21 protein-coding genes and 1 tRNA gene are annotated in these 22,612 nt (G+C 58.2%); 10 read left to right on the top strand and 12 right to left on the bottom strand.

Annotated elements, in window-relative coordinates:
- Positions 1-3: 3 nt before the first annotated feature.
- The 9 genes from rimI to ACTQ3R_RS12440 form a co-directional block, all read right to left on the bottom strand.
- Positions 4-465, bottom strand: a complete 462-nt coding sequence (gene rimI, locus ACTQ3R_RS12400) for a ribosomal protein S18-alanine N-acetyltransferase (protein WP_441779483.1) — start codon at positions 463-465, stop codon at positions 4-6.
- 52 nt (positions 466-517) lie between these two features.
- Positions 518-958, bottom strand: a complete 441-nt coding sequence (locus ACTQ3R_RS12405; protein WP_441779484.1) for a hypothetical protein — start codon at positions 956-958, stop codon at positions 518-520.
- 128 nt (positions 959-1,086) lie between these two features.
- Entirely contained in the window at positions 1,087-3,777 is a 2,691-nt protein-coding gene (gene polA / locus ACTQ3R_RS12410) for a DNA polymerase I (protein ID WP_441779485.1), read from the bottom strand.
- A 109-nt stretch (positions 3,778-3,886) separates the two neighbouring features.
- Positions 3,887-4,471, bottom strand: coding sequence for an ATP-binding cassette domain-containing protein (locus ACTQ3R_RS12415; RefSeq protein WP_441779486.1), 585 nt, complete (start codon positions 4,469-4,471; stop codon positions 3,887-3,889).
- A complete protein-coding gene (locus tag ACTQ3R_RS12420) occupies positions 4,468-5,250 on the bottom strand; it encodes an ABC transporter permease (protein WP_441779487.1) in 783 nt (260 codons plus the stop codon). Before ACTQ3R_RS12420 ends, ACTQ3R_RS12415 begins: the two co-directional genes overlap by 4 nt.
- Positions 5,237-6,337: an ABC transporter substrate-binding protein gene (locus ACTQ3R_RS12425; protein WP_441779488.1), complete on the bottom strand. Its 1,101-nt coding sequence runs from the start codon at positions 6,335-6,337 to the stop codon at positions 5,237-5,239. The genes ACTQ3R_RS12420 and ACTQ3R_RS12425 overlap by 14 nt, the downstream gene beginning before the upstream one ends.
- A 90-nt stretch (positions 6,338-6,427) precedes the next feature.
- Positions 6,428-7,009: a Fe-S-containing hydro-lyase gene (locus ACTQ3R_RS12430; RefSeq protein ID WP_441779489.1), complete on the bottom strand. Its 582-nt coding sequence runs from the start codon at positions 7,007-7,009 to the stop codon at positions 6,428-6,430.
- Between the two features lie 12 nt (positions 7,010-7,021).
- The gene (locus ACTQ3R_RS12435; RefSeq protein WP_441779490.1) at positions 7,022-7,861 is read right to left on the bottom strand and encodes a fumarate hydratase; all 840 of its coding nucleotides are present in this window, start codon (positions 7,859-7,861) and stop codon (positions 7,022-7,024) included.
- Between the two features lie 69 nt (positions 7,862-7,930).
- Positions 7,931-8,566: a DUF624 domain-containing protein gene (locus tag ACTQ3R_RS12440; RefSeq protein ID WP_441779491.1), complete on the bottom strand. Its 636-nt coding sequence runs from the start codon at positions 8,564-8,566 to the stop codon at positions 7,931-7,933.
- A 209-nt stretch (positions 8,567-8,775) separates the two neighbouring features.
- Here ACTQ3R_RS12440 and ACTQ3R_RS12445 point away from each other — a divergent pair, with 209 nt between their 5' ends.
- The 8 genes from ACTQ3R_RS12445 (at position 8,776) to ACTQ3R_RS12480 (ending at position 18,454) form a co-directional block, all read left to right on the top strand.
- Complete coding sequence (locus ACTQ3R_RS12445; protein ID WP_441779492.1) at positions 8,776-9,981, top strand: AGE family epimerase/isomerase; 1,206 nt, start codon at positions 8,776-8,778, stop codon at positions 9,979-9,981.
- Positions 9,982-10,292: 311 nt separating this feature from the next.
- Entirely contained in the window at positions 10,293-11,645 is a 1,353-nt protein-coding gene (locus tag ACTQ3R_RS12450; RefSeq protein WP_441779493.1) for an extracellular solute-binding protein, read from the top strand.
- Between the two features lie 140 nt (positions 11,646-11,785).
- Positions 11,786-12,724, top strand: a complete 939-nt coding sequence (locus ACTQ3R_RS12455; protein ID WP_441779494.1) for a carbohydrate ABC transporter permease — start codon at positions 11,786-11,788, stop codon at positions 12,722-12,724.
- Positions 12,725-12,738: 14 nt separating this feature from the next.
- Positions 12,739-13,608 (top strand): carbohydrate ABC transporter permease, encoded by an 870-nt coding sequence (locus ACTQ3R_RS12460; RefSeq protein ID WP_441779495.1) that lies wholly within the window; start codon positions 12,739-12,741, stop codon positions 13,606-13,608.
- Between the two features lie 48 nt (positions 13,609-13,656).
- Entirely contained in the window at positions 13,657-14,565 is a 909-nt protein-coding gene (locus tag ACTQ3R_RS12465; RefSeq protein ID WP_441779496.1) for a dihydrodipicolinate synthase family protein, read from the top strand.
- A gap of 17 nt (positions 14,566-14,582) precedes the next feature.
- A complete protein-coding gene (gene nagA / locus ACTQ3R_RS12470; RefSeq protein WP_441779497.1) occupies positions 14,583-15,713 on the top strand; it encodes an N-acetylglucosamine-6-phosphate deacetylase in 1,131 nt (376 codons plus the stop codon).
- A gap of 194 nt (positions 15,714-15,907) precedes the next feature.
- Entirely contained in the window at positions 15,908-17,023 is a 1,116-nt protein-coding gene (locus ACTQ3R_RS12475) for an ABC transporter ATP-binding protein (protein ID WP_441779498.1), read from the top strand.
- An 84-nt stretch (positions 17,024-17,107) separates the two neighbouring features.
- Positions 17,108-18,454: an MATE family efflux transporter gene (locus ACTQ3R_RS12480; protein ID WP_441779499.1), complete on the top strand. Its 1,347-nt coding sequence runs from the start codon at positions 17,108-17,110 to the stop codon at positions 18,452-18,454.
- A gap of 45 nt (positions 18,455-18,499) precedes the next feature.
- On the opposite strand, the gene ACTQ3R_RS12485 is transcribed toward ACTQ3R_RS12480, so the two are convergent.
- Both ACTQ3R_RS12485 and ACTQ3R_RS12490 read right to left on the bottom strand, forming a co-directional pair.
- Positions 18,500-19,264, bottom strand: a complete 765-nt coding sequence (locus ACTQ3R_RS12485) for a hypothetical protein (RefSeq protein ID WP_441779500.1) — start codon at positions 19,262-19,264, stop codon at positions 18,500-18,502.
- Between the two features lie 213 nt (positions 19,265-19,477).
- Positions 19,478-19,552, bottom strand: a tRNA-Thr gene (locus ACTQ3R_RS12490).
- A 176-nt stretch (positions 19,553-19,728) separates the two neighbouring features.
- Here ACTQ3R_RS12490 and ACTQ3R_RS12495 point away from each other — a divergent pair.
- Positions 19,729-20,622 carry a bifunctional enoyl-CoA hydratase/phosphate acetyltransferase gene (locus ACTQ3R_RS12495; protein ID WP_441779501.1) on the top strand — a complete coding sequence of 298 codons (894 nt, stop codon included), beginning with the start codon at positions 19,729-19,731 and terminating at the stop codon, positions 20,620-20,622.
- Positions 20,623-20,635: 13 nt separating this feature from the next.
- On the top strand, positions 20,636-21,715 hold the full coding sequence (buk, locus tag ACTQ3R_RS12500) for a butyrate kinase (RefSeq protein WP_441779502.1): 1,080 nt from the start codon (positions 20,636-20,638) through the stop codon (positions 21,713-21,715).
- A gap of 53 nt (positions 21,716-21,768) precedes the next feature.
- Here the strand turns inward: buk and ACTQ3R_RS12505 are convergent, their stop codons facing one another.
- On the bottom strand, positions 21,769-22,524 hold the full coding sequence (locus ACTQ3R_RS12505; RefSeq protein WP_441779503.1) for a phosphoenolpyruvate-utilizing N-terminal domain-containing protein: 756 nt from the start codon (positions 22,522-22,524) through the stop codon (positions 21,769-21,771).
- Positions 22,525-22,612: the final 88 nt, after the last annotated feature.

A 22,612-nucleotide genomic window follows, 5' to 3' on the forward strand; every position in this document is an offset into this window, starting at 1 on the left:
CATTTACTCCTTATTCTCATTCTGGGAAAATTCCCGAGTCATGATGACCGCGTCCTCACGGGGTTGCTGGTAATAGCCCGGACGCAGGCCCGCACGCTGGAAGCCGTACTTCTCATAAAGACCGATGGCCGCTTGGTTGGAGGCCCGAACCTCCAGTGTGAGGAACGCCAGATTCACCGCACCGAACCGGCAGTATACATCCAGCAGAGCCGAGGCCACTCCGTGGCGGCGGGCATCGGGCTGTACAGCGATGTTGTCGATGTAGCCCTCGTCCAGCACCACGTGAAGCCCGGCGTAGCCCAGAATGTTGCCCTCGCCGTCTTCGGCCACGATGAAGCTGGCCTGGGGGTTAAAGAGCTCCTCCTCCAGCATGGCCTCGGTCCAGGGGGTGGAGAAGCACTCCCGCTCCAACTGGGCGATTTGGGAGATATGGCTGCGGTCCATAGGGACAATTTCGTAGTACATAATAAATACTCCTGGTATTATAGAAATAAAAAATTTCAAATTGGATTGAAAATCAGGGGCTGTGGGTAGGAGAACGGTGCTTTTTGCGCTGATAGAAATAGGCAAACCCATAAGCTGCCCAGGCCAGCACACAGCCCGCCGCCGGGGCAATGGAGCCCATGGCAAGAATGATCCAGATCAGGGCGTCCCAGCCTGGAGTGCTGCGGGCGGCCAGAGCGAAGAAGCCTGCCAGAAACACCATGACCACCGCCAGTAGGATGGCCAGGAATTTGGAGCCCCTCTTAGACCGGCGGCACAACAGAAGCTGAAGGGCAAAAAAGGGGACCGCATGGCCGCCCAGCACCAGCCAGAGGTGGAGCTGAGAGACCACATAAGCGATGGGAGAGATGGGGATGGTCCCTCCCAAATGGAGAAACAGGACGAGAAAGAGGGTATAGGCCAGTGTGCCCACCAGAAAAACGACCAGTAAAATCGTGTCGGTGCGGTTTTTCATAAGATGACCTCCTCTGTACAGTGGTGTATTGGGTCATCTTCAGTGTACCAGAGGGCGCAGGCCGGTTCAACGGCTCCAGGACAGTCGGTCGTTTTGATGGGATAAGCGGCTGATCTGCCTCCCAGGAGTCAATGGGCCTCCGCCCAGCTCTTCCCGGCGTGGGTTTCAGCCAGCAGGGGGACGGACAGGGCCGCAACTCCCTCCATCTCCTCTTCCACCAGTTTGCAGACCGTCTCCGCCTCTGCCTCGGGGCACTCTACAATGAGCTCGTCGTGGACCTGGAGGACCAGCTTGCCCTCCAGCCCCTCGGCCTTCAGACGGTCCCGCACTCGGATCATGGCCAGCTTGATGATGTCGGCGGCAGTACCCTGAATAGGGGCGTTGAGGGCCACCCGCTCGCCGAAGGAGCGGGTATTGAAGTTGGAGGATTTTAGTTCCGGAATCCACCGGCGGCGGGCAAAGAGGGTGGTCACATAGCCGTCCTTTTTCGCCTCGGCCACCACGCTGTCCATGTAGGCCCGGACGCCGGAATAGTGCTCGAAGTACTTTTCCATATACTCCTTGGCCTGCGGTACACTCACCCCGATATCTTGGGAGAGGGAGAAGGGGGAGATGCCGTAGACAATGCCGAAGTTTACCGCCTTGGCGCTGCGGCGCATGAGGGGGGTGACCTCCTCTGGGGACACGCCAAAGACCTGGGAGGCGGTGATGGTGTGGATGTCAGCTCCTGAGTTGAAGCCGTCGATCATCGCCTGGTCCCCGGCCATGTGGGCCAGCAGCCGCAGCTCGATCTGGGAGTAGTCCGCATCCACCAGCACCTTACCTGCCGGAGCCACGAACATCTTCCGCAGCTGGGCGCCCAGCTCCGTGCGCACGGGGATATTCTGAAGGTTCGGTTCGGTGGAGGAGAGGCGGCCGGTGGCGGTGACGGTGTTCTGGAAAGAGGTGTGGATCCGCCCATCGGGGGCGATGACCTTGCCCAGCCCTTCCACATAGGTGGAATTGAGCTTGGTGAGCTGGCGGTACTCCAAAATAGCCTCAATGATGGGGTGCTGGCCCCGGAGCTTTTCCAGCACCTCGGCGTTGGTGGAGTAGCCTGTCTTGGTCTTTTTCACCGGGGGCAGGCCCAGCTTGTCAAAGAGAATTTTGCCCAGCTGCTGGGTAGAGTTGATGTTGAAGGTGTCCTCTCCGGCCAGAGTGTAAATTTCCGTCTGAACCTCGCCAATGCGCCCGGAGAGCATTTGGCCAAACTCGGCCAGGGCTCCCCGGTCAATAAGGAAACCCTCCTGCTCCATCTCGGCCAGAACGCCGCACAGAGGAAGGTCAATTTTTTCATAGAGCTCCCACATGCCCAGGTCCTGAAGGCGTCCGGTGAGGGTCTCCCGGAGAGAGCCGACCAGGGCACAGTGGGACATCAGAGCGCCCATGGGGACCGCCGGATCGGCCAGAGGGCCAAATGCGCCGTCGGCCAGGTAGTCCTTCGCTTTGGGAAACTCCTGGTTATAGTAAGTCATCCCCAGCTTTTCCAGCTCATAGCTCCCGTCAGAGGGGGAGAGCAGGTAGGCGGCCACCTCCGTGTCAAAGACAAAGCCCGCGGGGGTGATACCCTCCGCCAGCAGGGCGCGCCACAGGGCTTTCAGACTGTGGGTGGCCTTTTTCATGTCCCCGGCGGCAAAAAATTCCCTTAGGAAGTAGTTGTAGCCCTCCAGGCGGTCGGCAAAGAGGAGGGCGGCGTGGCTCTCCTTCTGCGAGAGACGGCACTCCACGCATACTCCGTCCAGATCGGGCAGGGCCAGCACGTTCACCGAATCCTTTTCCCGCCACAGCGTGAAAAGCTCCTCCACACGGGCAGGATCTTCCACCACCTCGCTGGTGCAGACCACTTCCACGGCCTGTTCGGTCTGGGGCGTTCCCTCCCCCTGGGGAGCGGTGAGGTGATACTTGTCAATGAGTTTGGCAAACTCCAGATTCAGGAAGAGCTGATAGAGCCTGCCGTTATCCACCTCCCGGCGGAGGTTCTCCTCAGGGATAAAATCCAGGGGGGCATTGCAGCGGATGGTGGCCAGGTCGTAGGACATCCGGGCCATCTCCTCCCCCTCCTGGAGCTTCTTGATGACGCCGGGTTTGGCGGGGGTGCCGGGGGCCATCTCAGGCTGGGGCATGGCGGCGTAGAGCGCGTCGATGGAGCCGTAGCGCTGAATGAGGGCCATAGCCGTCTTCTCACCCACTCCCTTCACGCCGGGAATGTTGTCGCTGGCGTCCCCCATGAGGGCTTTCAGGTCGATGATGTGAATGGGGTCAAAGCCATATTCCTCCCGGAATGCGTTGGGAGTCATGTCACGGGTGGTGGTGCGGCCCATGCGGGTGGACACCAGTTTCACGGTGGTGGTGTCGGTGACCAGCTGGAGAGAGTCCTTATCCCCGGTGACAATGACCGTCTCCCACCCGGCGGCGGTGTCCTTGACCGAGATGGTGCCGATGAGGTCGTCCGCCTCCCAGCCATCCATCTCGTACATGGGGATGTTCATGGCGGCCAGAACGTCCTTTAGGATGGGCATCTGGCTGGCCAGCTCCTCGGGCATCCCCTTGCGCTGGGCCTTATACCCATCATACTGGAGGTGGCGGAAGGTGGGAGCCTTCCGGTCAAAGGTGACGCACAGGGCGTCGGGAGCGGCATCGTCCAGCAGCTTGCCCAGAATATTCAAAAATCCAAAGATGGCGTTGGTGGGCTGGCCCTCACGGGTGGTCAGATTCTGGCTGACCCCGTAAAAGGCCCGGTTGACGATAGAATTGCCGTCGATGACCATCAGCTTTTTCATGGTTGGAACCTCCAAAGTGGACAAAAGAATTGACATTTCATATTAGTATATCAGTTTTCCCCAGGAAGGGCAAGAAAAAACGGGGCCGCACAGCGGCCCCGAACAGAGATTAAGATATGACATGAAGCGGTGGTCCATCCAACTGGAGAACCACATCCGCCTTCGCTAAAATTTCCGGCTCATGGCTGACCAGAAGGATGGGGGCGCCCCAGGTCCTCAGCCGCTCCATCACGCGCAGGGCGCGGGGAAGATCCACCCCTGCAAAGGGCTCGTCCAGCAGGTAGAGCTTTGCCTCCAGGGCAAGACAGCGCCCGAGGGCCAGCCGCCGGCGCATTCCGCCGGAGAGATGGGCGGGATAGGCGTGTTCTTCTCCAGAGAGCTCTACCAGCTCCAAAAGCTTCGGAACCTCACCCCACCGGGAGCGGGGGAGTACGTCGGTGAGCTGCTGGGAGACGGTGCGCCAGGGGAGCAGCCGGTTATCCTGAAACAGCAGGGCGGTTTGCCGGGAGGTTATGTCCGTTAATGTGCCCGCCTGGGGGTGTTCCAGTCCGGAGAGCAGGCGCATCAGCGTAGTTTTTCCGCAGCCGGAAGGGCCCTGAAGGGCGATGATCCCATGATCGGGAATGGTTAGGGAGAAGTCCTCCAGCACCATCTTTTCTCCAAAGGAGAGGAAAAGATGCTCACAAAGCCTCATGTGCCCCACCCCTTTCTCCACCGGGCCATGGCCCGGCGCAGGAGGGCTTCCAGCACCAGACTGAGCGCCACCGTCACTGCGGTCCAGGCAAAAAGCTCGGGAATTTCCAACAGGTACTTGGTGTTATAGATCTGGGTGCCAAGGGCGGGCCGGGGCAGGCAGAGCACCTCGGCAGCCACCCCGGATTTCCAGGCCAGCCCCGCCCCTGTGGTCAGGGCGGAGAGAATATAGGGCCGCAAGGAGGGCAGGTAAATGAGCGTCAAAATTTTCTTCCGGGAAAAGCGGTAGGCCCGGCCCAGCTCCAGAAGCTTCGGATCGGTGGCCCGGATCCCCTGGGACAGGTTGTCCCACACCACAGGCAGCACCATCATGGCGGCGATGACGGCGGGGACATTGCTGCGTCCCGTCCATAGAATCACCAGCAGGATAAAGGAAGCCACCGGAGCCGCCCGGATGACCCGAATCGCGGGGGAGAGCAGCCGGTCGCACCAGAAGCTCAGGCAGGTGAGGGCCGACAAAATGGCCCCCAAGGCGGCCCCCAGCACAAGACCCAGCACCACCCGCAGGAGGGTGGCCAGAATGCTCTGCCAGAACAGGGCCTGTTCCGCCTGCTCCAACAGGGCGGACCAGACCGTGGCGGGATAGGGAAGAAGCAGTTCGTTTCCCTTTCCCTGGACGCTTCGATCCACCAAAAAAGCACAAAACTGCCAGACCCCCAGCCAAAAGGCGGGGGCCAGCAGCTTTTGTACAAGGTTTTTCAGGGGGTTAGCCCACTCCATAGTAGAAGGAGTCGTAGGGGAGCCCGCCGCCGATGGAGTCGGGGGCGGCCTGGAAGAGAATGGAGTAATAGTCCTCCAGCATGGTGTGCATCTCTTTCCCGGTGACGTAGGTGAGGTTGCACTGGGGAATGGCCATTTCCGCTACTTTGGCGTTGGGGGTGATGCCAAACTGGGCAACCAGGGCTGCGGCATCGGCCAGATTGTCCGGGTCGGACATATAGGAAATGGACTCCTCATAGGCACTCAGGAAGGCCTCCACACCCTCGGGGTTCTCCTCAACATACTGGGTGCGGGCCACGATGCAGCCCATGGGCAGAGGGCCTTCGCCCAGGTTCTCCCACTCCTCAGACAGGGACAGGGCCTGACGCACGCCGCTGTCCTGCACCATCAGGGCGGTGGCGGCGGGGACGGGGAGCATGCAGATCCCCGCGTCGGAGGAGGTGAGCTTGGCGGTGATTTCCTGGGGGGTGAGCCACTGAATGTCCACATCACTGGGGGATACGCCGTTTTTCTCCAGCAGATGGTTGAGAATATGCTCCGGGTTGCCGCCCTTGGTATTGGAGGGGCAGTAGAGGGTCTTGCCCGCCAGATCGGCCATGGTCTGGACGGTGTTGCCCTTCTCCAGAATATACAGCACGCCCAGGGTGTTCACAGCCAGCACCTGGATGCCTCCGTCGGTCTTGGCGAAGAGGTTGGCAGCGGCGTTTGTGGCAATGGCGGCGATGTCTGCATCGCCGTTGGTGAGGGCGGCGGCTACCTCAGTGTTGTCGGTCACTACTTCTGCGGAGTCGATCACGATGAACTTGCCATCGGGGGTCCGCTGATCGTGTTCCTTGGCATAGGTCCAGTCGGCCATGAGCTTGGCGGCTCCCACTCCAGTGGGCCCGGAGAGGACCATCAGCTTGGGCTGGGTAAAAGCGGCGGATTCTCCGCCAGAGCCGCTCTGGGAGGCGGAGCTGCCCGCAGAGGAAGAGCTTTCCGATCCAGGGGCAGAAGAACTGGACTCGTTGGTATTTTTAGGGCCGCAGCCAGCAAACAGGGTCAGGGCCATGGCGGCGCAAAGAAGAAGAGATAAGGTTCGTTTCATGGTGATAAAGATCCTTTCCGGCGGAACGGTTCCGCCTGTGGGTAAAATGTGGAGTGATCGGGGATAACATAGCGCCTTTTTCTTCTTGTGTCAATGAAAACGGGCAAAAATGGGAAATGAAAGGCTGGCCAGATAAGCCGCCGGGCCGCTTTCGTAGAGGTCGCCCCCCTGGGAATCCAGGATAACGGTAAGGGGGAAGTTTTCTACCTCCAGCTTCCGCACCGCCTCGCACCCCAGGTCCTCCCAGCAGATGACCTCCAGCTCCTTGACGCTGGCGGCCATGAGGGCTCCCGCGCCGCCCAGGGCAGCCAAATAGACCGCGCCGTTTCGCTTGACTGCGTCCTTAACAGCCTGGTTCCGGGCACCCTTACCGATCATAATGGCCTGTCCCAGGTCCAAAAGCCGGGGGGAGTAGGCGTCCATCCGCCCGCTGGTGGTGGGGCCGGCGGAGCCGATGACCTCTCCGGGACGCTCGGGAGTTGGGCCCACATAGTAGAGGGCGGACCCCTCCACCGGGAAGGGAAGGGGCTTTCCCTGATCCAAGAGCTCCATCATCCGCTGGTGGGCGGCGTCCCGTGCGGTATAGACCGTGCCGGAGAGGAGAACCGTGTCTCCGGCGCGCAGAGGGGACAGATCCTCCGGGGAGACCGGGGTGGTGAGATGATACTGCATAGCACTCCCTCCTTACAGCACCGCCGAGGCCCGGCGGGTCACATGGCAGCTGACATTCACGGCCACCGGCAGCCCCGCCACATGGGTGGGGGCAGTCTCGATGGCAAGCCCTAAGCAGGTGGTCTTTCCTCCAAAGCCCTGGGGGCCGATGCCCAGGGCATTGACCTCACGGAGCAGCTCCTGCTCCAACTGGGCGTAGTAGGGGTCGGGGTTGGGCTGGTCCAGGGGGCGCAGAAGGGCGTGCTTGGCCAGAGCGGCCACCTTGTCGAAGCTTCCTCCGATGCCAATGCCCAGCACCGTGGGGGGGCAGGGGTTGGGTCCGGCCAATTTGACGGTCTCCACGACAAACTTCTTCACGCCCTCCACCCCGTCGGCGGGCTTGAGCATCCCTAAACGGCTCATGTTTTCACTGCCGAAGCCCTTGGGGGCCACGGTGATCCTGCACTGCTCTCCTGGCACCAGACGCAGGGTGATGGCAGCGGGGGTGTTGTCCCCGGTGTTGACCCGGCGCAGAGGATCGGCCACAATGGATTTGCGGAGATAGCCCTCTCCATAGCCGCGGCGGACACCCTCGTGGATGGCCTGTTCGAAATCACCCTCTATGTGGACCTCCTGGCCCAGTTCCACAAAGACGCAGGCCATGCCGGTGTCCTGGCAGATGGGGAGGTTTTTCTCCCTGGCCAGGGAGAGATTGTCCTCCAACAGTTCCAGCGTTTTCTGAGCCAAAGGCCAGGGCTCTGCCTGACGGGAGGCCTCCAGGGCAGCGGCCACATCCTGGGGAAGGGTGGTATTGGCTTTGATACACAGCTTGGCCACAGTATCTGTGAGTGCGGCGGCGGAAATGGTTTTCATAGGGCAGCATCCTTTCGTGCAAGGGCCCCGCGGAGGCGGGAAAATGAAAAGAGAGAACGGGCGGAGTGATTACTCCTCACCCGTGGCAGAGCCGGAAGAAGTGTATTTTGCAAAAATCCGTTCCAAGAGGCAGGTCCACAGCAGCGCCACAAGGCAGGGCAGAATGAGGATCGGGGCCCAATAGAGTGCGCTCACCAGTCCGGCCGCTAAGGCGGACAGGACCATCAAAAAGGTTATGGGCAAATAGGCGATGGAACATTGAAAGCTCACCTTCACCACGCCCAGCAGAGAGAAGGAAAAGCGGGACAAAATGGGGAACACCCAGCAAAAGGCACCAAAGGGGAGAACCAAAAACATGGCGTAAGCGGCCAGGGCGATTTTGGCCCCCGGCAGATCGCCCAGCACTGCCAGCCAGAAAAACCGCAGGGGGATCAGCAGAAAAAACCCGGCGGCCAGGACGATCAGGCTGAGGACGGCGCTCTGCTTCAGCTCCCGGCGGAAGGTGGAAAAGTAGCGGGAAAGAGCACCGGCCTTCCCCGGACGGACACACCGGGCGGCGGCATCATACAAAGCGGCGGTGGCGGTGCCCAGGGTGACCAGAGGCAGGGAAGTAAAAACCCACAGCAGGCTCAGGGCCAAAATGTCCGCCAGGGAGCTCATCAGGCGCCAAAAGGGGGCCTCCGGGTTAAAGAGAGAGGAGAACATAGCGAATACACCAGCCTTGGGCAGATTTGGAAAGATGGTTTAGCTTAATCTTCATCATACCACGCAGACGCACTTTTTGTCACCCCCGGCGGGCATTCTTTTTTGCGGGGGGAAATGGGGACCTACCTTGAAAAGAACTGAAAAAAATGGTAAACTATAAAAAGCAGATTCTAAAAAATAACCGATTAATATGAAATGAGGTGTCTGACATGGATGTGAGGAAAACGCTACAGGACAGCCGCGCCTGGGTTCAGGAGCAGCTGAAACTCAGCGTGGAGTTCTGGCTGAAAAACGGCATGGACCCCAAGCACGGCGGCGTATATACCTGTCTGGACCGAAAGGGCGAGATCTATTCCACCGATAAAAGCGTATGGATGCAGGGACGCTGTGGCTGGATGTTCGCGCATCTGTGCCATGTGTACGGCGTAAAGGACGAATGGCTGGCGGCCAGCAAGAGCTGCCTGGACTTTATGGAGAAATACTGCATCAACCGCCAGGCGGGAGACCGGATGTACTTTACCGTCACCGAGGACGGAAAGCCCCTGCGTCAGCGCCGGTATTTCTATTCTGAGGCCTTTTATGCCCTGGCCAATGCCGAGTATTACGGCGTCACCGGGGAGCGGGAGTGCCTGGAGCGGGCCCGGAAGGCGTATGACCTCTACTGGAGCCTGAGCCACGGAGGAGAGGACCCCACCGGTCTCGGCCCCAAGACCATTCCTGAGACCCGCTCGGGCCGTGCCTTTGGCCTGCCCATGATCATTCTGAATGTGACGGGCACCATGCTGCGGGTGGACCCCGAGCGCAAGGAGATGTACGAGCAGTATGCCCAGCAGTGCGTGGACGAGATTTTCAAGTACCATGTAAAGCCGGAGCTCAAGTGCGTACTGGAGAACGTGGATGTGGACGGCACGCCCCGCCTTTACTATACCGAGGGCCGTACGGTCAACCCCGGCCACGACATCGAGGGGTCCTGGTTCCTGCTGGAGCAGGCCCAGCGCACCGGTGACAAGGAGCTGGTGAAAAAGGCCGCCCAGATCTTTGACTGGGCCATTGAGGCCGGCTGGGATAAGGAGTACGGAGGACTGCTGTACTTCATCGACTGCCTGGGCAAGCCCCCGGAGGCCTATGAGCACGACATGAAGCTGTGGTGGCCCCACAATGAGATCCTGATCGCCTCTATGATGCTCTACCGGGATACTGGTGAGGAAAAGTACCTGGAATGGTTTGTCAAGACCCTGGACTATTGCAAGGCCCACTTTGCGGACCCGGAGTACGGCGAGTGGTACGGCTATCTCCGCCGGGATGGTCTGCCCACAATGCCCAGCACAAAGGGTTCCACCTTCAAAGGCCCCTTCCATCTGCCCCGCTGCCTCATTATGGTGGACCAGATGATCGGCCAGATCCTGGACAAGTAAATCTTTGCGTTGGAAAGCGGGCTCTGCACTGCTGCAGAGCCCGCTTGTTTTGCCTACGAGAAAACGGCCGATCCCCCCTTGAACCCTCGGATTTCAGGCCCTGGGAAAGCGAAAAACGATGGTAAAAAAGACCGTTTTGCGTACGCTGCGGGTTCTGACATTTCTTAGGAAAATGTACCTGTAGAAGGGAGAAAAGGGAAATTATTTTACGGAAACCCTTGACAAAAAGGGGAGTGTCTTGTACAATTTTAACAGATAGTCCTGCGAAAAAATGTAGGAATTTATCGAATTTATTGAGGAGGAAATGAAAGATGAAACTGAAAAGAATTTTTGCTCTGGGTCTCGCCCTGGCGATGACCCTGAGTCTGGCCGCTTGCGGCAGTAAAACCAGCACCTCCCAGTCCGGCTCCAGCGCTGCTGCCTCCGGCGGTTCCAGCGCTTCCGGCAGCGGCACGGAGATCTCTCTGTGGGCCTTCAATATCGGCGGCTTTACGGAGGCTTCCAACTGGGATTCTCTCATCGCCGCTTTTAACCAGAAGTACCCCGACATCACGGTAAAGGTCACTCCCATCAACTATCAGGATGGTGACCAGAAGCTGACCAGCGCCATCAGCGGCGGCAGCGCCCCTGATATCATCTTCGAGGGTCCTGAGCGTATCGTAGGCAACTACGCCCGTGAGGGCCTGATGGTGGACCTGTCAGACCTGTGGACTGCCAGCGGGTCTGACATCCCCGAGGGCATCAACGCTGTGTCTCAGCTGGATGGCAAGTACTATCTGTACCCCCTGAGTGCTGCCGCCCACTGCATGGCCATCAACTATGAGGCCTTTGAGGCTGCCGGCGCCCTGCAGTACATCGACGAGGAGACCCGCACCTGGACCACTGACAACTTTGTCAAAGCCATGGAGGCTGTCCGCGACGCCATCGACGCCGGTACCATCAACATCACCGTGCCCGGCATCATCTACTGCGGCGCCCAGGGCGGCGACCAGGGCACCCGCGCTCTGGTGAACAACCTGTACTCCGACTACTATGTCACCGAGGACGGCTCCTCCTACAACGCCAACAGCGCCAACAACGTCAAGGCCCTGACCCTGCTGCAGGATATGGTGAACAACGGTTCCATGTCCGCCAATGCCAGCTTTGCTGCTTCTGAGGAGCTCCAGGCCTTCGCCAACCAGACCTGCGCTGTCTCCTTCTGCTGGAACTACTCCAACTACTCCCAGTACGCTTCCCAGACCCAGTTCACTCCCTTCGCCATGGCCTTCCCCTCTGACGATGGTACTCCTGAGCTGGAGATGGCCGGCCCCTACGGCTTCGGTATCTTTAACAACAAGGATGAGGCCAAGATCGACGCCGCCAAGAAGTTTGTGGACTTCGTCTGCAACGACCAGACTGCCGGCGTTGAGGCCGTCAAGACCACCGGCTTCTTCCCCGTCCACTCCGAATGGGGCGATGTCTATGCTGACGCTGAGGATGCCGACGTTCGCGCTCCCTTCGCTCTGATGAACGAATATCTGGGTCGTTACTACAACCTGACCGGCGGCTGGACCGAGCAGCGTGCTCTGTGGTGGCCCATGCTCCAGGAGATCATGACCACCGGTGCTGATCCTAAGGTTGCGGCTGACAACTTCGTGACCCAGGCCAATGCCAACATCGCCTGATCCAAACACAGCGCGAAATCAAGTCTATCGAAACAAAACATAACCTGAGCGCTCTGTGCCCGCTCCCTGAATGAGAGGGGGCGGGCACAATTTTTCCGCCGCTGGTGGAAAACATCCAGAACCAAGAGGGGGAGATATTTATGGCGCAGAATTCTGCAGTGGCGGAAGCCGGCAGCAAGCCCCAAAAGGCCAAGGCTCCATCCCCGCACTCCGGCATGAGCCGGGCCCTGGTCCGCCGGGAGACGATCTCGGCCTACCTATTCCTGCTGCCCAGCCTGCTGTTTTTCGTGACCTTTGTAGTCGTGCCAATGTTCATTTGCGTCTATTACAGTCTGACCGTCTACGGCCTGGGCGGCGTGAAAGGCTTTGCCGGGCTGAATAATTACCTCAAGCTGTTTCAGGACCCCATTTTCCACAGGGGCCTGTTAAATACCATTTTAATCGTAGTAGTGGCTGTTCCCACCGTCACTGCTTTTTCCCTGTGGGTGAGTTCCGCCATCTATAAAATGCACACGGTGCCCCGTTCCTTCTTCCGCTGCGTATTCTACCTGCCGGTAGTCACCGGCTCGGTGGCCATTACCGTGGTGTGGAAGTGGATCCTGCACCCCTATAACGGCGTACTGAACCAGGTCATCGGTACCACTGGCTTTGACTGGCTGGGCAACCAGAAGACCGCCATTTGGTTTATCATCCTGATTTTGTTTACAACCTCCATCGGCCAGCCCATCGTACTGTATGTGGCGGCCCTGGGGAATGTGGATAACTCCATCATTGAGGCCGCCGAAGTGGACGGCGCCACCCGCCTGCAGGTGTTCTGGAAGATCAAGTGGCCCTCCATCATGCCCACCACTCTGTATGTGCTGGTTATCACCACCATCAACAGCTTCCAGTGCTTTGCTCTGATCCAGCTGCTGACCAAGGGCGGCCCTCTGAACTCCACCATGACCATCATGTACCAGGTCTATGACACCGCCTACCGGCTCAATGACCTGGGCTATGCCTGTGCCATCGGTGTGGTTCTGGCCGTCATCATCGCCATTTTCTCCGCCATCCAGTTCAAAGTGGCGAAGACGGACTAAGGAGGGGTGAGAAAATGAGTACAAAAACAACGGCGTTAAAGCCGAAAAAATCCGGCGATCTCAGCGGAACCTCCACAGGGTATAAGGTATTTTCCGTTGTCATTCTGATTGTGTTGACCCTGTTTCTCCTGTTCCCCCTGTACTGGATCGTCACCGGTTCCTTCAAGGACGACATCGCCATCAACGCCAAGCAGCCGGTGTGGTTCCCCCTGGAGCCCACCCTGGAGCACTACCAGGAGCTGTTCTCCCGCCCCGCCTTCCTGTGGCTTTTTAACATTGTGTTTATCTCCGCTGCGGCCATGGTCCTCACCTGCATCACTGCCGCTCTGGCGGGCTATGCCCTGGGCAAGAAGCGGTTCATCGGCCAGAAGATCCTCTTTACCATCATCATCTGTGCCATGGCCCTGCCCAAGCAGGTCATTGTCATTCCCCTGGCCCAGGAGATGACCATGATGGGGCTCATTGATACCCTCTGGGCGGTGATTCTGCCCACGGTGGGCTGGCCCTTCGGTGTGTTCCTGATGAAGCAGTTTGCTGAGACCATTCCCGGCGAGATCCTGGAGGCTGCGCGGGTAGACGGTGCGGGAGAGATGCGCACCTTCATCACCGTGGTGCTGCCCATGATCAAGCCCGGCATCGGTGCTCTGGCCATCTTCACCTTCGTCAACACCTGGAACGACTACTTCCTCCAGCTGGTTATGCTGCAAACGGATAAGCAGTGGACCCTGCCCCTGGCTATTTCTAACCTCCAGGGTGAGATGAGCTCCGACTTCGGTCTCATTATGGCCGGCGCAGCTCTGGCGGCCGTTCCGATTATCATCGTTTTTGTCGCATTCCAGAAGTACTTTACCCAGGGTATTGCCATGGGCGCGGTCAAGGGATGATCGTTCCTGTGCCCCAGGGCAAAAATAATTAAGATTAGAGGTTTCACCATGAAAGACTTTAGCAAATATCAGGGCATTATTCCTGCCTTTTATGCCTGCTACGACGCCGAAGGGGCCATTTCCCCCAAGGCCGTGCGGGAGCTGACCCAGTACTTCATTGACAAGGGGGTCAAGGGCCTGTATGTAGGCGGCTCCTCCGGCGAGTGCATCTACCAGAGCGTGGAAGAGCGCAAGGTAGTGCTGGAGAACGTAATGGCTGTGGCCAAGGGCAAGCTGACCATCATTGCCCATGTGGCTTGCAACAACACCGCCGACAGCCGGGAGCTGGCCGCCCACGCGGAGAGCCTGGGCGTGGACGCCATCGCGTCCATTCCTCCCATCTATTTCCACCTGCCCGACCGGGCCATTGCCAAGTATTGGAACGACATTTCTGATGCTGCCCCCAATACCGATTTTATTATTTACAATATTCCCCAACTGGCAGGTGTGGCCCTGAACATTCCCCTGCTCAAGGAGATGCTGAAAAATCCCAGGGTCATCGGCGTGAAAAATTCCTCCATGCCCGTGCAGGACATCCAGATGTGGAAGGACGAGGGTGCCATCGTCTTCAATGGTCCAGATGAGCAGCTTCTCTCCGGTCTGGCTGCCGGCGCCATCGGCGGCATTGGCGGTACCTACGGTGCCATGCCCGAGCTGTTTATGAAGATCCGGGAGCTGTTCCTGGAGGGGCAGATGGAAAAGGCCCGAGAGATCCAGAATGAGTGCTGCCGCATCATCTACAAGCTGTGCTCTGCAAAGGGCAACATGTACGGCGTCATCAAGGCCGTGCTGGTCAAGCAGGGCGGACCCGATTGCGGCGGTGTCCGGCTGCCTCTGGCCGCTCTGGAGCCTGGTGACGAGGCCGTGGTGGAGGAGAGCGCTGAGATGATCCGCGCTGCCATTGCCAAGTACTGCTGAAGACAGGAGAATAACCCATGAAAATTACCAACGCGTTGGTATTTGACCCCAAGGAGGGGTTTGTGGCCCGAGATTTCTGTGTCAAAGACGGCCTGATCGCCGAGGATGCACTGGGGCCCATCTCAGCCCACGGGTGTTATGTGATCCCTGGACTGACAGACCTCCATTTCCACGGCTGCGTGGGGGAGGATTTTTCCGATGCCACCCCGGACGGCCTTCAAAAGATGGCCGACTATGAGCTCAGCCGGGGCATTACCCAGATCTGTCCGGCGGGAATGACCCTGGGAGAGGACCAGCTCACGAAAATTTGCCAGAATGCCGCTGCCCACCGGGAGAAAAACTCCGGCGGAGCGGAGTTGGTGGGCCTCCATTTGGAGGGACCATTCCTGAGCATGGCCAAAAAAGGGGCTCAGAACGCCGCCTATATCCACGACCCCGACCCCGCCATGCTCCACCGCCTCCAAGAGGCGGCAGGGGGACTGGTAAAGCTAGTGACCCTGGCCCCCGAACAGCCCGGTTCCCTGGAGTTTATCCAGAGTGCCCGGCAGGATGGCGTCACGGTCAGCCTGGGCCATACCACCGCTGACTATGATACCGCCTCCGCCGCTTACAAGGCCGGAGCGCGCCAGGCCACCCACCTCTTTAACGCCATGCCCCCCTTTACCCACCGCTCTCCCGGTGTGGTGGGTGCAGCCTTTGACTATCCCGAGGTGAAGGTGGAGCTCATTTGTGACGGTGTCCACATCCACCCTGCGGTGGTGCGGGCCGTGTTTAAGCTCTTTGGCAGCGACCGGGTGATCCTCATTTCCGACTCGCTCCGTGCCACGGGTATGCCCGATGGGCGCTACCCCTTCGGTGGGCAGGAGATCGAGGTGCACGGCAACCGGGCCACCATGGCCGATGACCCCAATACTCTGGCCGGATCTGTATCCGACCTGATGGCCTGTTTGAAGACCGCGGTGTCCTTTGGTATCCCTCTGGCCGACGCAGTGACCGCCGCGGCGGTAAACCCGGCCAAAGTTTTGGGGATCTACAACCGCCTGGGCAGTCTGGACATCGGAAAGGAGGCCAATGCGGCCATCCTGGACGAGCATTTGGATTTGAAGGCTGTCATCTATCATGGCGAAGTGGTCTCCGGCGCATTGTAAGCCGGGACCTCGCAATAAAATCCAGGGTCCGTTTCCTACTCCATTTCCATAGGGGCGGATACCAAAAAAGAAGGAGGAATTGCCGCCGGCCGGCGGTGCGGCAGTGTGGAGACCTGTCGTAAACCCACGGGGGTAAGAATACTCCCCCAGTGGGGAGGAACCTGGGCGGAGGCCTGGGGACTACGGCCTAAATCATGTCAACTGTTACCCTGACCAATGTGAAGAAGATCTATGACAACGCAGTAACCGCAGTACACAGTTTCAATCTGGACATTGCCGACAAGGAATTCATTGTTCTGGTTGGCCCCTCCGGCTGCGGCAAGTCTACCACCTTGCGGATGGTGGCCGGTCTGGAGGAGATCTCAGAAGGTGAGCTGCGCATCGACGGCAAGCTGGTCAACGATGTGGAGCCTAAGGACCGGGACATCGCCATGGTGTTCCAGAGCTACGCCCTCTATCCCCACATGACGGTCAAAGAGAACATGGAATTCCCCCTGAAGCTGAAAAAGGTGCCCAAGGCGGAGATCGAGAAACGGGTGAAGGATGCGGCTGAAATTTTGGGCATTACCCAGTATTTGGACCGCAAGCCCAAGGCTCTGTCCGGTGGCCAGCGCCAGCGTGTGGCCATCGGCCGCGCCATCGTCCGCGAGCCCAAGGTGCTGCTTATGGACGAGCCCCTTTCCAACTTGGATGCCAAGCTGCGTAACGAGATGCGTGCCGAGATCATCAAGCTGCGTCAGCGGATTAACACCACCTTTATATACGTAACCCATGACCAGACGGAGGCCATGACCCTGGCCGACCGGATTGTCATCATGAAGGACGGTTTCATTCAGCAGATCGGCACGCCCCAGGAGGTGTTTGACCACCCCATCAACATCTTCGTAGCCGGTTTTATTGGCACGCCTCAGATGAACTTCTTTGACGCGAAGCTGATCAAGGACGGCGAGGGTGCTTACCACGCCGATGTGTTTGGCACCTATATCGGTCTGACCGAGCAGGACCAGAAGGCCCTTGCCGGAACAGAAGCCAAGGATGTTATCCTGGGCATCCGTCCCGAGCACATCCGCTTCACCTCGGAAAGCGGCAACGGAATTCTCTCCGGCACCGTGGAAGTGTCTGAGATGATGGGCAGCGAGTATTATCTCCATGTGACCAGCAATGGCAAGGACGTGGTGCTCCGGGTGCCCACCGCCGACCTTCCCGCCGAGCTGCGTGGCGGCATCACCTACGGAACCAAGATGAATTTCACCTTCCGGCCTGAGGCGGTCCACCTCTTCGACAAGGAGACGGAGAAGAACTTGATTTAATAGTATTCCAACTTCATGGACAGAAAAAGGCCGCATAAGCGGCCTTTTTCTCTGAATGTTAATAGGTTGGAGGAGGGAAGGATATTGCCGGAGCAGAACAATATTCTGGGCACCATGGCGATCGGTCGGCTGGTCATTCATATGTCCTGGCCCGTGATGCTCTCTATGCTGGTTCAAGCAGTCTATAATCTGGTGGACAGTATCTTTGTGGCCCGAATCAGTGACAAGGCGTTCCTTGCCCTCTCATACGCCTATCCGGTCCAGACCCTGATGGTGGCCTTTTGCGTGGGGATCGGCGTGGCCTTTAGCGCCATTTTGTCCAAACGGCTGGGGGAGAGGGAGCTGAGCGGAGCCAGAGATGCGGTGTTTCATGGATTTGCCCTGTATGCCGGGTGCTGGGTGCTGTTTTGCGCCTTTGGCGTTCTGGGGGTGGAGGCCTATCTGAGCGGCTGCACGGGAGACCCTTCGGTGCAGGAGATGGGGATTGGCTATCTGCGTCTTTGCTGCTGCTTCTCCTTTGGAATCTGCATGCAATTTCCATTGGAGCGGATCCTGCAATCCACCGGCCACCCAGCGGGCTTTATGATCATTCAGGGGAGCGGAGCGGTGATCAATCTGATTCTGGACCCTATCCTTATTTTTGCTTGGGATATGGGAGTAGCTGGAGCCGCGGCGGCCACCGTGATTGGGCAAATCACGGGCGGGCTGATCGGCTGTTTCTTACTGAGCCGGGTGAAAACGGAGCTGCCGCTGCCGTGGCGAGGCTTTCGATTCCAGCGTGAGATGATGGGGGAGTATGCGCGAATTGCCGTCCCGGCTGTGCTGATGCAGGCCATGGCCAGTGTGACCTCTCTGGGGCTGAACGGTATTTTGAAGCTCTGGTCCGAGACGGCAGTCTGGGTGCTGGGAGTCTATTTCAAGATCCAGACCTTTGTATTTATGCCTGTGTTCAGCGTAAATAACGCGCTGGTGACTATAATCAGTTATAATTACGGTGCGGGGGATGGAAAGCGGGTATCGGCCTGCCTGCGGTTTGGCATGGGGGCTGTGTTGGCCATGGCGCTGGCGGGAGGCCTTGTATTGTGTTTGGGGGCCGGACCGCTGCTGCGGGTGTGCTTTCAGGCAGGGCAGAAGGCTATGGAAATGGGGGTTCCCTCTCTGCGGATGACAGCGTTGGCCTTTCCCTTTGCCGCGGCCAGCATTATTTTCTCCGCGTGCTTTCAGTCCCTGGGATACAGCCGGTTTTCTCTGGCCGTTTCGGTGCTGCGCTATGGACTTCTGCCCCTGCCCGCGGCTCTGATTCTGGTCAGAACAGTGCCGGAGTGGTCTTTTTTGTGCTTCCTGTTGGGGGAGGCGGCTACCATGTTTGTGGCAGTGGGGCTGTTTTGGCGCGTGAAACGAGAAAAAATAGATAAAATTGGAGCAATATGAAAAGCGGTTCCGCAACTTGCGGAACCGCTTTCTTGTTTCAAAAAATTACATCATCTTTACGGTGTAATACACAAACAGGGCAAAGATCCAGGCCAGCATAACAAAGATGAGATAATAGGCTACCGTAGCGCCGGCCACCAGAGCGGCAACTACCACCGCAATGCTGGCCAAGCAGCTGGCCAAAATCACATTGTAAGAGCAGCCCGCGGGGAGGAACTGTACGGGAGTCTTCAGGGGGAGAACACCGTCCTTCTTTTTCAAGAAGAGGGTAACCACCAGGACCGAAAGGATCCCGACCAGGATGAGGGCCACCTCATAGCTCACTCCGCTGGCGTAGCGCACAAACCACAGGGCCAAAACAGACATGCCGGTGGCGGCGGCGGAGAGGAAAAACTCCTTCTGGTAGATATAATAAATCACCGCCAGCACAGCCCAGGCAACGACCAGCCAGAACAGCATGGACATGCCGGTGGACTTATACTTCAGTACCACATGGGAACAAATGGTGAGAGCGCCGCCGGCCACAGCGATCAGCAGGGGGAGGATCGCCTTTTTCTGTGCCGTCCGGGCTTTCAGGAAGGCCCAAACCAGACAGGCCGCAGCCACAACCAGACCGGCGATCCGGACGAACTTCAAAACCCCCTGAAGGACAACGACAAGTTCGATCTCGCTTACAAAGTAATTGATATAAAAACGGTTGACAAGAACCAGGAGCCCTTCCAAAACAACAGCCGCCGCGATCCAGAGCAGTGCGCGGGTCAGGGCGACGTCTTCCTGGTGGCGCCGTGCTTCTCTCTGCTTTTTATCCATGCGTATCCAATCTCCTTGACGCGGACCGTCCAGGTCCGAAGAGTGTGCCGCCTGCGGCGACATATCCGATCAGTTTATTATTGTACCAGATGGTAATTTTATTTGCAAGTAATAAAAGGGAAAAACCGTCGAAATTAAAGAAATGTTAATAAATAAGAGAAAATTTCTGTTTTCAAGGAAAACTCGCCGCAGGCGGTAAGGCCTGCGACGAGCTGGAGCTAGTGGTGGGAATCGAACCCACGGCCTGCTCATTACGAGTGAGCTGCTCTACCCCTGAGCCACACTAGCAAATGGTGCCTTAGTATTATACCTATTTTTATTTAATTCGTCAAGAGGGAAGAATCATACAAAAGTGAAAGAGGCCGGAGGCGGTATTTCAGCTATACTTTTCGATGGGGGCATGGTAAAATGGGCAAAACGAGACAAAGCGAGGAACGACCATGGTTATCTCAGGATTTGATGCCTTGAAGGAAAAACTGCACGATCTGCCTGTGAAACGGGCGGTAGTAGCGGCTGCCCACGATGAACATACCCTCCAGGCTGTGTTTGCGGCCAGACGGGATGGATTTATCCGTCCGGTTTTGGTGGGGGAACGTGAGGAGATTTTTTCCATTGCCCGGCATCTGGGAGAGAAGCTGGAAGCAGATCAGGTGGTCCAGGCTTCGGGAGAGCAGGCCTGCGCGGAGCAGGCAGTGGCTCTGATCCGGGAGGGGCAGGGTGAACTGCTCATCAAAGGGATGCTTCAAACAGGGACCATGCTGAAAGCTGTGGTGTCCAAAGAAAAGGGAATCCGGCGCAGCCAGGTGATGTCTCATGTGGCTATTTTGGACGTGCCCTCTTACCACAAGCTGCTTTTTATTACGGACGGGGGTATGGTGGTGGCTCCGGATTTGGAGCAGAAACGGCATATTTTAAAAAACGCCGTGGAATTTTGTCATTTTTTAGGCTATGAACGCCCAAAAGCAGCGGCACTGTGCGCAGTGGAGACCGTTACGGCCGCCATGCCCGAGACCCAGGATGCCGCCCGGCTGAAGGAGGAGGGGGCCCAGGGGGAATTTGGCCCCTGTGAAGTGGAGGGCCCCATTTCCCTGGATTTGGCCACCGACCGGGAAGCTGCCCGGACCAAGCACTATGAAAGCCCGGTGGCCGGGGATGCGGATATTTTGCTGGTTCCGGCTATTGCTGTGGGTAATGTGCTGGGAAAAGCGCTCTACGGCCTGGCGGGCGGCGAGATGGCCGGGGTGGTCCTGGGAGCGCAGGTGCCCATTACGGTCAATTCCAGAGGAGCCAGTGCCCAGGAAAAATACTGGTCCATTTTGATCAGCGCAGCCATGGGCGGTCTGTCCCAGAGCATTTGAAAGGAGGCTATCCATGGCCTATCACATTTTAGTTTTAAACCCCGGCTCCACAAGTACAAAGGCCGCTGTATACCAGGACGAGCAGCCCCTGATGGGAAAGAGTTTTCCTCACACCAATCAGGATCTGGCGCCCTATCCCACTTTAAACGACCAGCTGGACTACCGGGTGGCCCTGGTGCGGGGGTGGCTGGCCCAGGAGGGCTATGACCTGGGGAACTTGGCCGCGGTAGTGGGCCGGGGCGGAATCATTCCCAACATTGTGGCGGGAGGCTATCTGGTGGATGACCAGCTGGAGGAGTGTCTGCTGCACCACACGGTTTTTGACCACGCCTCCAACCTGGGGGGACTGATGGCCCGGTCCTTTGCCCAGCCCCTCCACATCCCCGCCTATATTTACGACGCGGTGACCAGTGACGAACTGCTGCCGGAGGCGAAAGTGACAGGCTTCCGGGAGGTGACCCGTACCAGCTTCTGCCATGTGCTCAACGCACGGGCGACCAGCCATAAATATGCCCAGGCCATGGGGCGGCGCTACGAGGATATGAATCTGGTGGTGGCCCACCTGGGCGGCGGGATCTCCATTTCAGCCCACAGCCACGGGCGGATCATCGACTCGGTGTCCGATGACGCAGGTCCTTTCTCCCCGGATCGGGCGGGAAGCCTCAACATGCTGTATGTAGTAGATCTGTGCTATTCCGGAAAGTACACCAAGGCGGAGATGCTCAAAAAGCTCCGGGGGGAGGGCGGGATGTCCGCCCTTCTGGGCACCCATGACTGCCAGGAGGTGGAGCGCCGGATTGCCCAGGGAGATGAGTGGGCGGCCCTGGTCTATCAGGCGCAGGCACTCCAGATTGCCAAGGGCGTGGGCATTATGCTGGGGTGCTTTACTGAGCTGATTGACGCGGTAATTCTGACCGGCGGTCTGGCCAACTCTAAGAAACTCACCGGGATGGTCATTGATTATCTCCACAACCTTTGCCGGGTGGTGGTGATTCCAGGGGAAAACGAGATGGAGGCCCTGGCGCTGGGGACACTGCGGATTCTCCGGGGCGAGGAGAACTGCCACACCTACCGGCCGGCAGCTTCCAACTAAAGACATAAAACAGCGGGACAAGCTTAGCTTGTCCCGCTGTTGATCGCATATGGTCAGAGCGCCGCATATTCCACCGGGCAGCCGTTGGCCTGGTAGCGCTCCCGGAGCCTTTCCTGTTGGGCCTGTTCCGGGTCCAGATAGATTTTTCCCGTGTAGCCGTCCATGAGTGCCAGATGTCCCTCCCATTTGGCGGAAAGACTTACTTCTACCATAGAGGGAATATGGAAGGCGCGGATCAGCACAGCCGTGTGGCTGTTCAGACTTCCTTTCCGGGCGATCAGCCCCAGCAAACGGTTTTGATCAAAATCCATGACCTCGCTGGGAAGAAAGTAGTCGGAGACTAAGATAGCGGGTGCTTCCATGCTAAGCTCCTGCCGGTTTCCCATCAAAGCCCGGATGACCCGCTGGGAGATGTCCCGAATATCCGCCGCACGGGCCTGCATGTAGGGGCTGTCCATGGCGGAGAAGGCAGAGGAAAAGCTCAGCTCGGTCATTTGAACGGCGTATTCCGCAGTGACGCCCTGTCCCTGAATGAGACGGCGGACCGTTTCCACATAGTCCCGGTCCTCCAGCAGAAGGCTGTGGATGTTAAAAATAGAGGCGACGGTCTCGCCTACTTGCTCCCTGGCTCGTATGTAGAAGGAGCCCAGCTCTTCAATGGCAATTTGCTGGGCCTGATGAAAGCGTGCGATCTCTTGACGCCAGTTGTTTTGTGTGTAGAGCTGAGGGGAGGGAATAGGACGCCGGTAAAAGCATAGACGGCCGGCCACGATCTGTTCCATAATGGGTTTTCCCGTCAATACCTGCATCTTATCACCCCCTGAATCGAGCAGAGAATTATATTTTTTTAGATTATAGCTGTTTGTCTTTGTTTTGTAAAGGCCAGTTTCTTCCAAA

Origin of the sequence: Lawsonibacter sp. LCP25S3_E2 (assembly GCF_052117285.1) — a bacterium.
GTDB lineage: Bacteria > Bacillota > Clostridia > Oscillospirales > Oscillospiraceae > Lawsonibacter.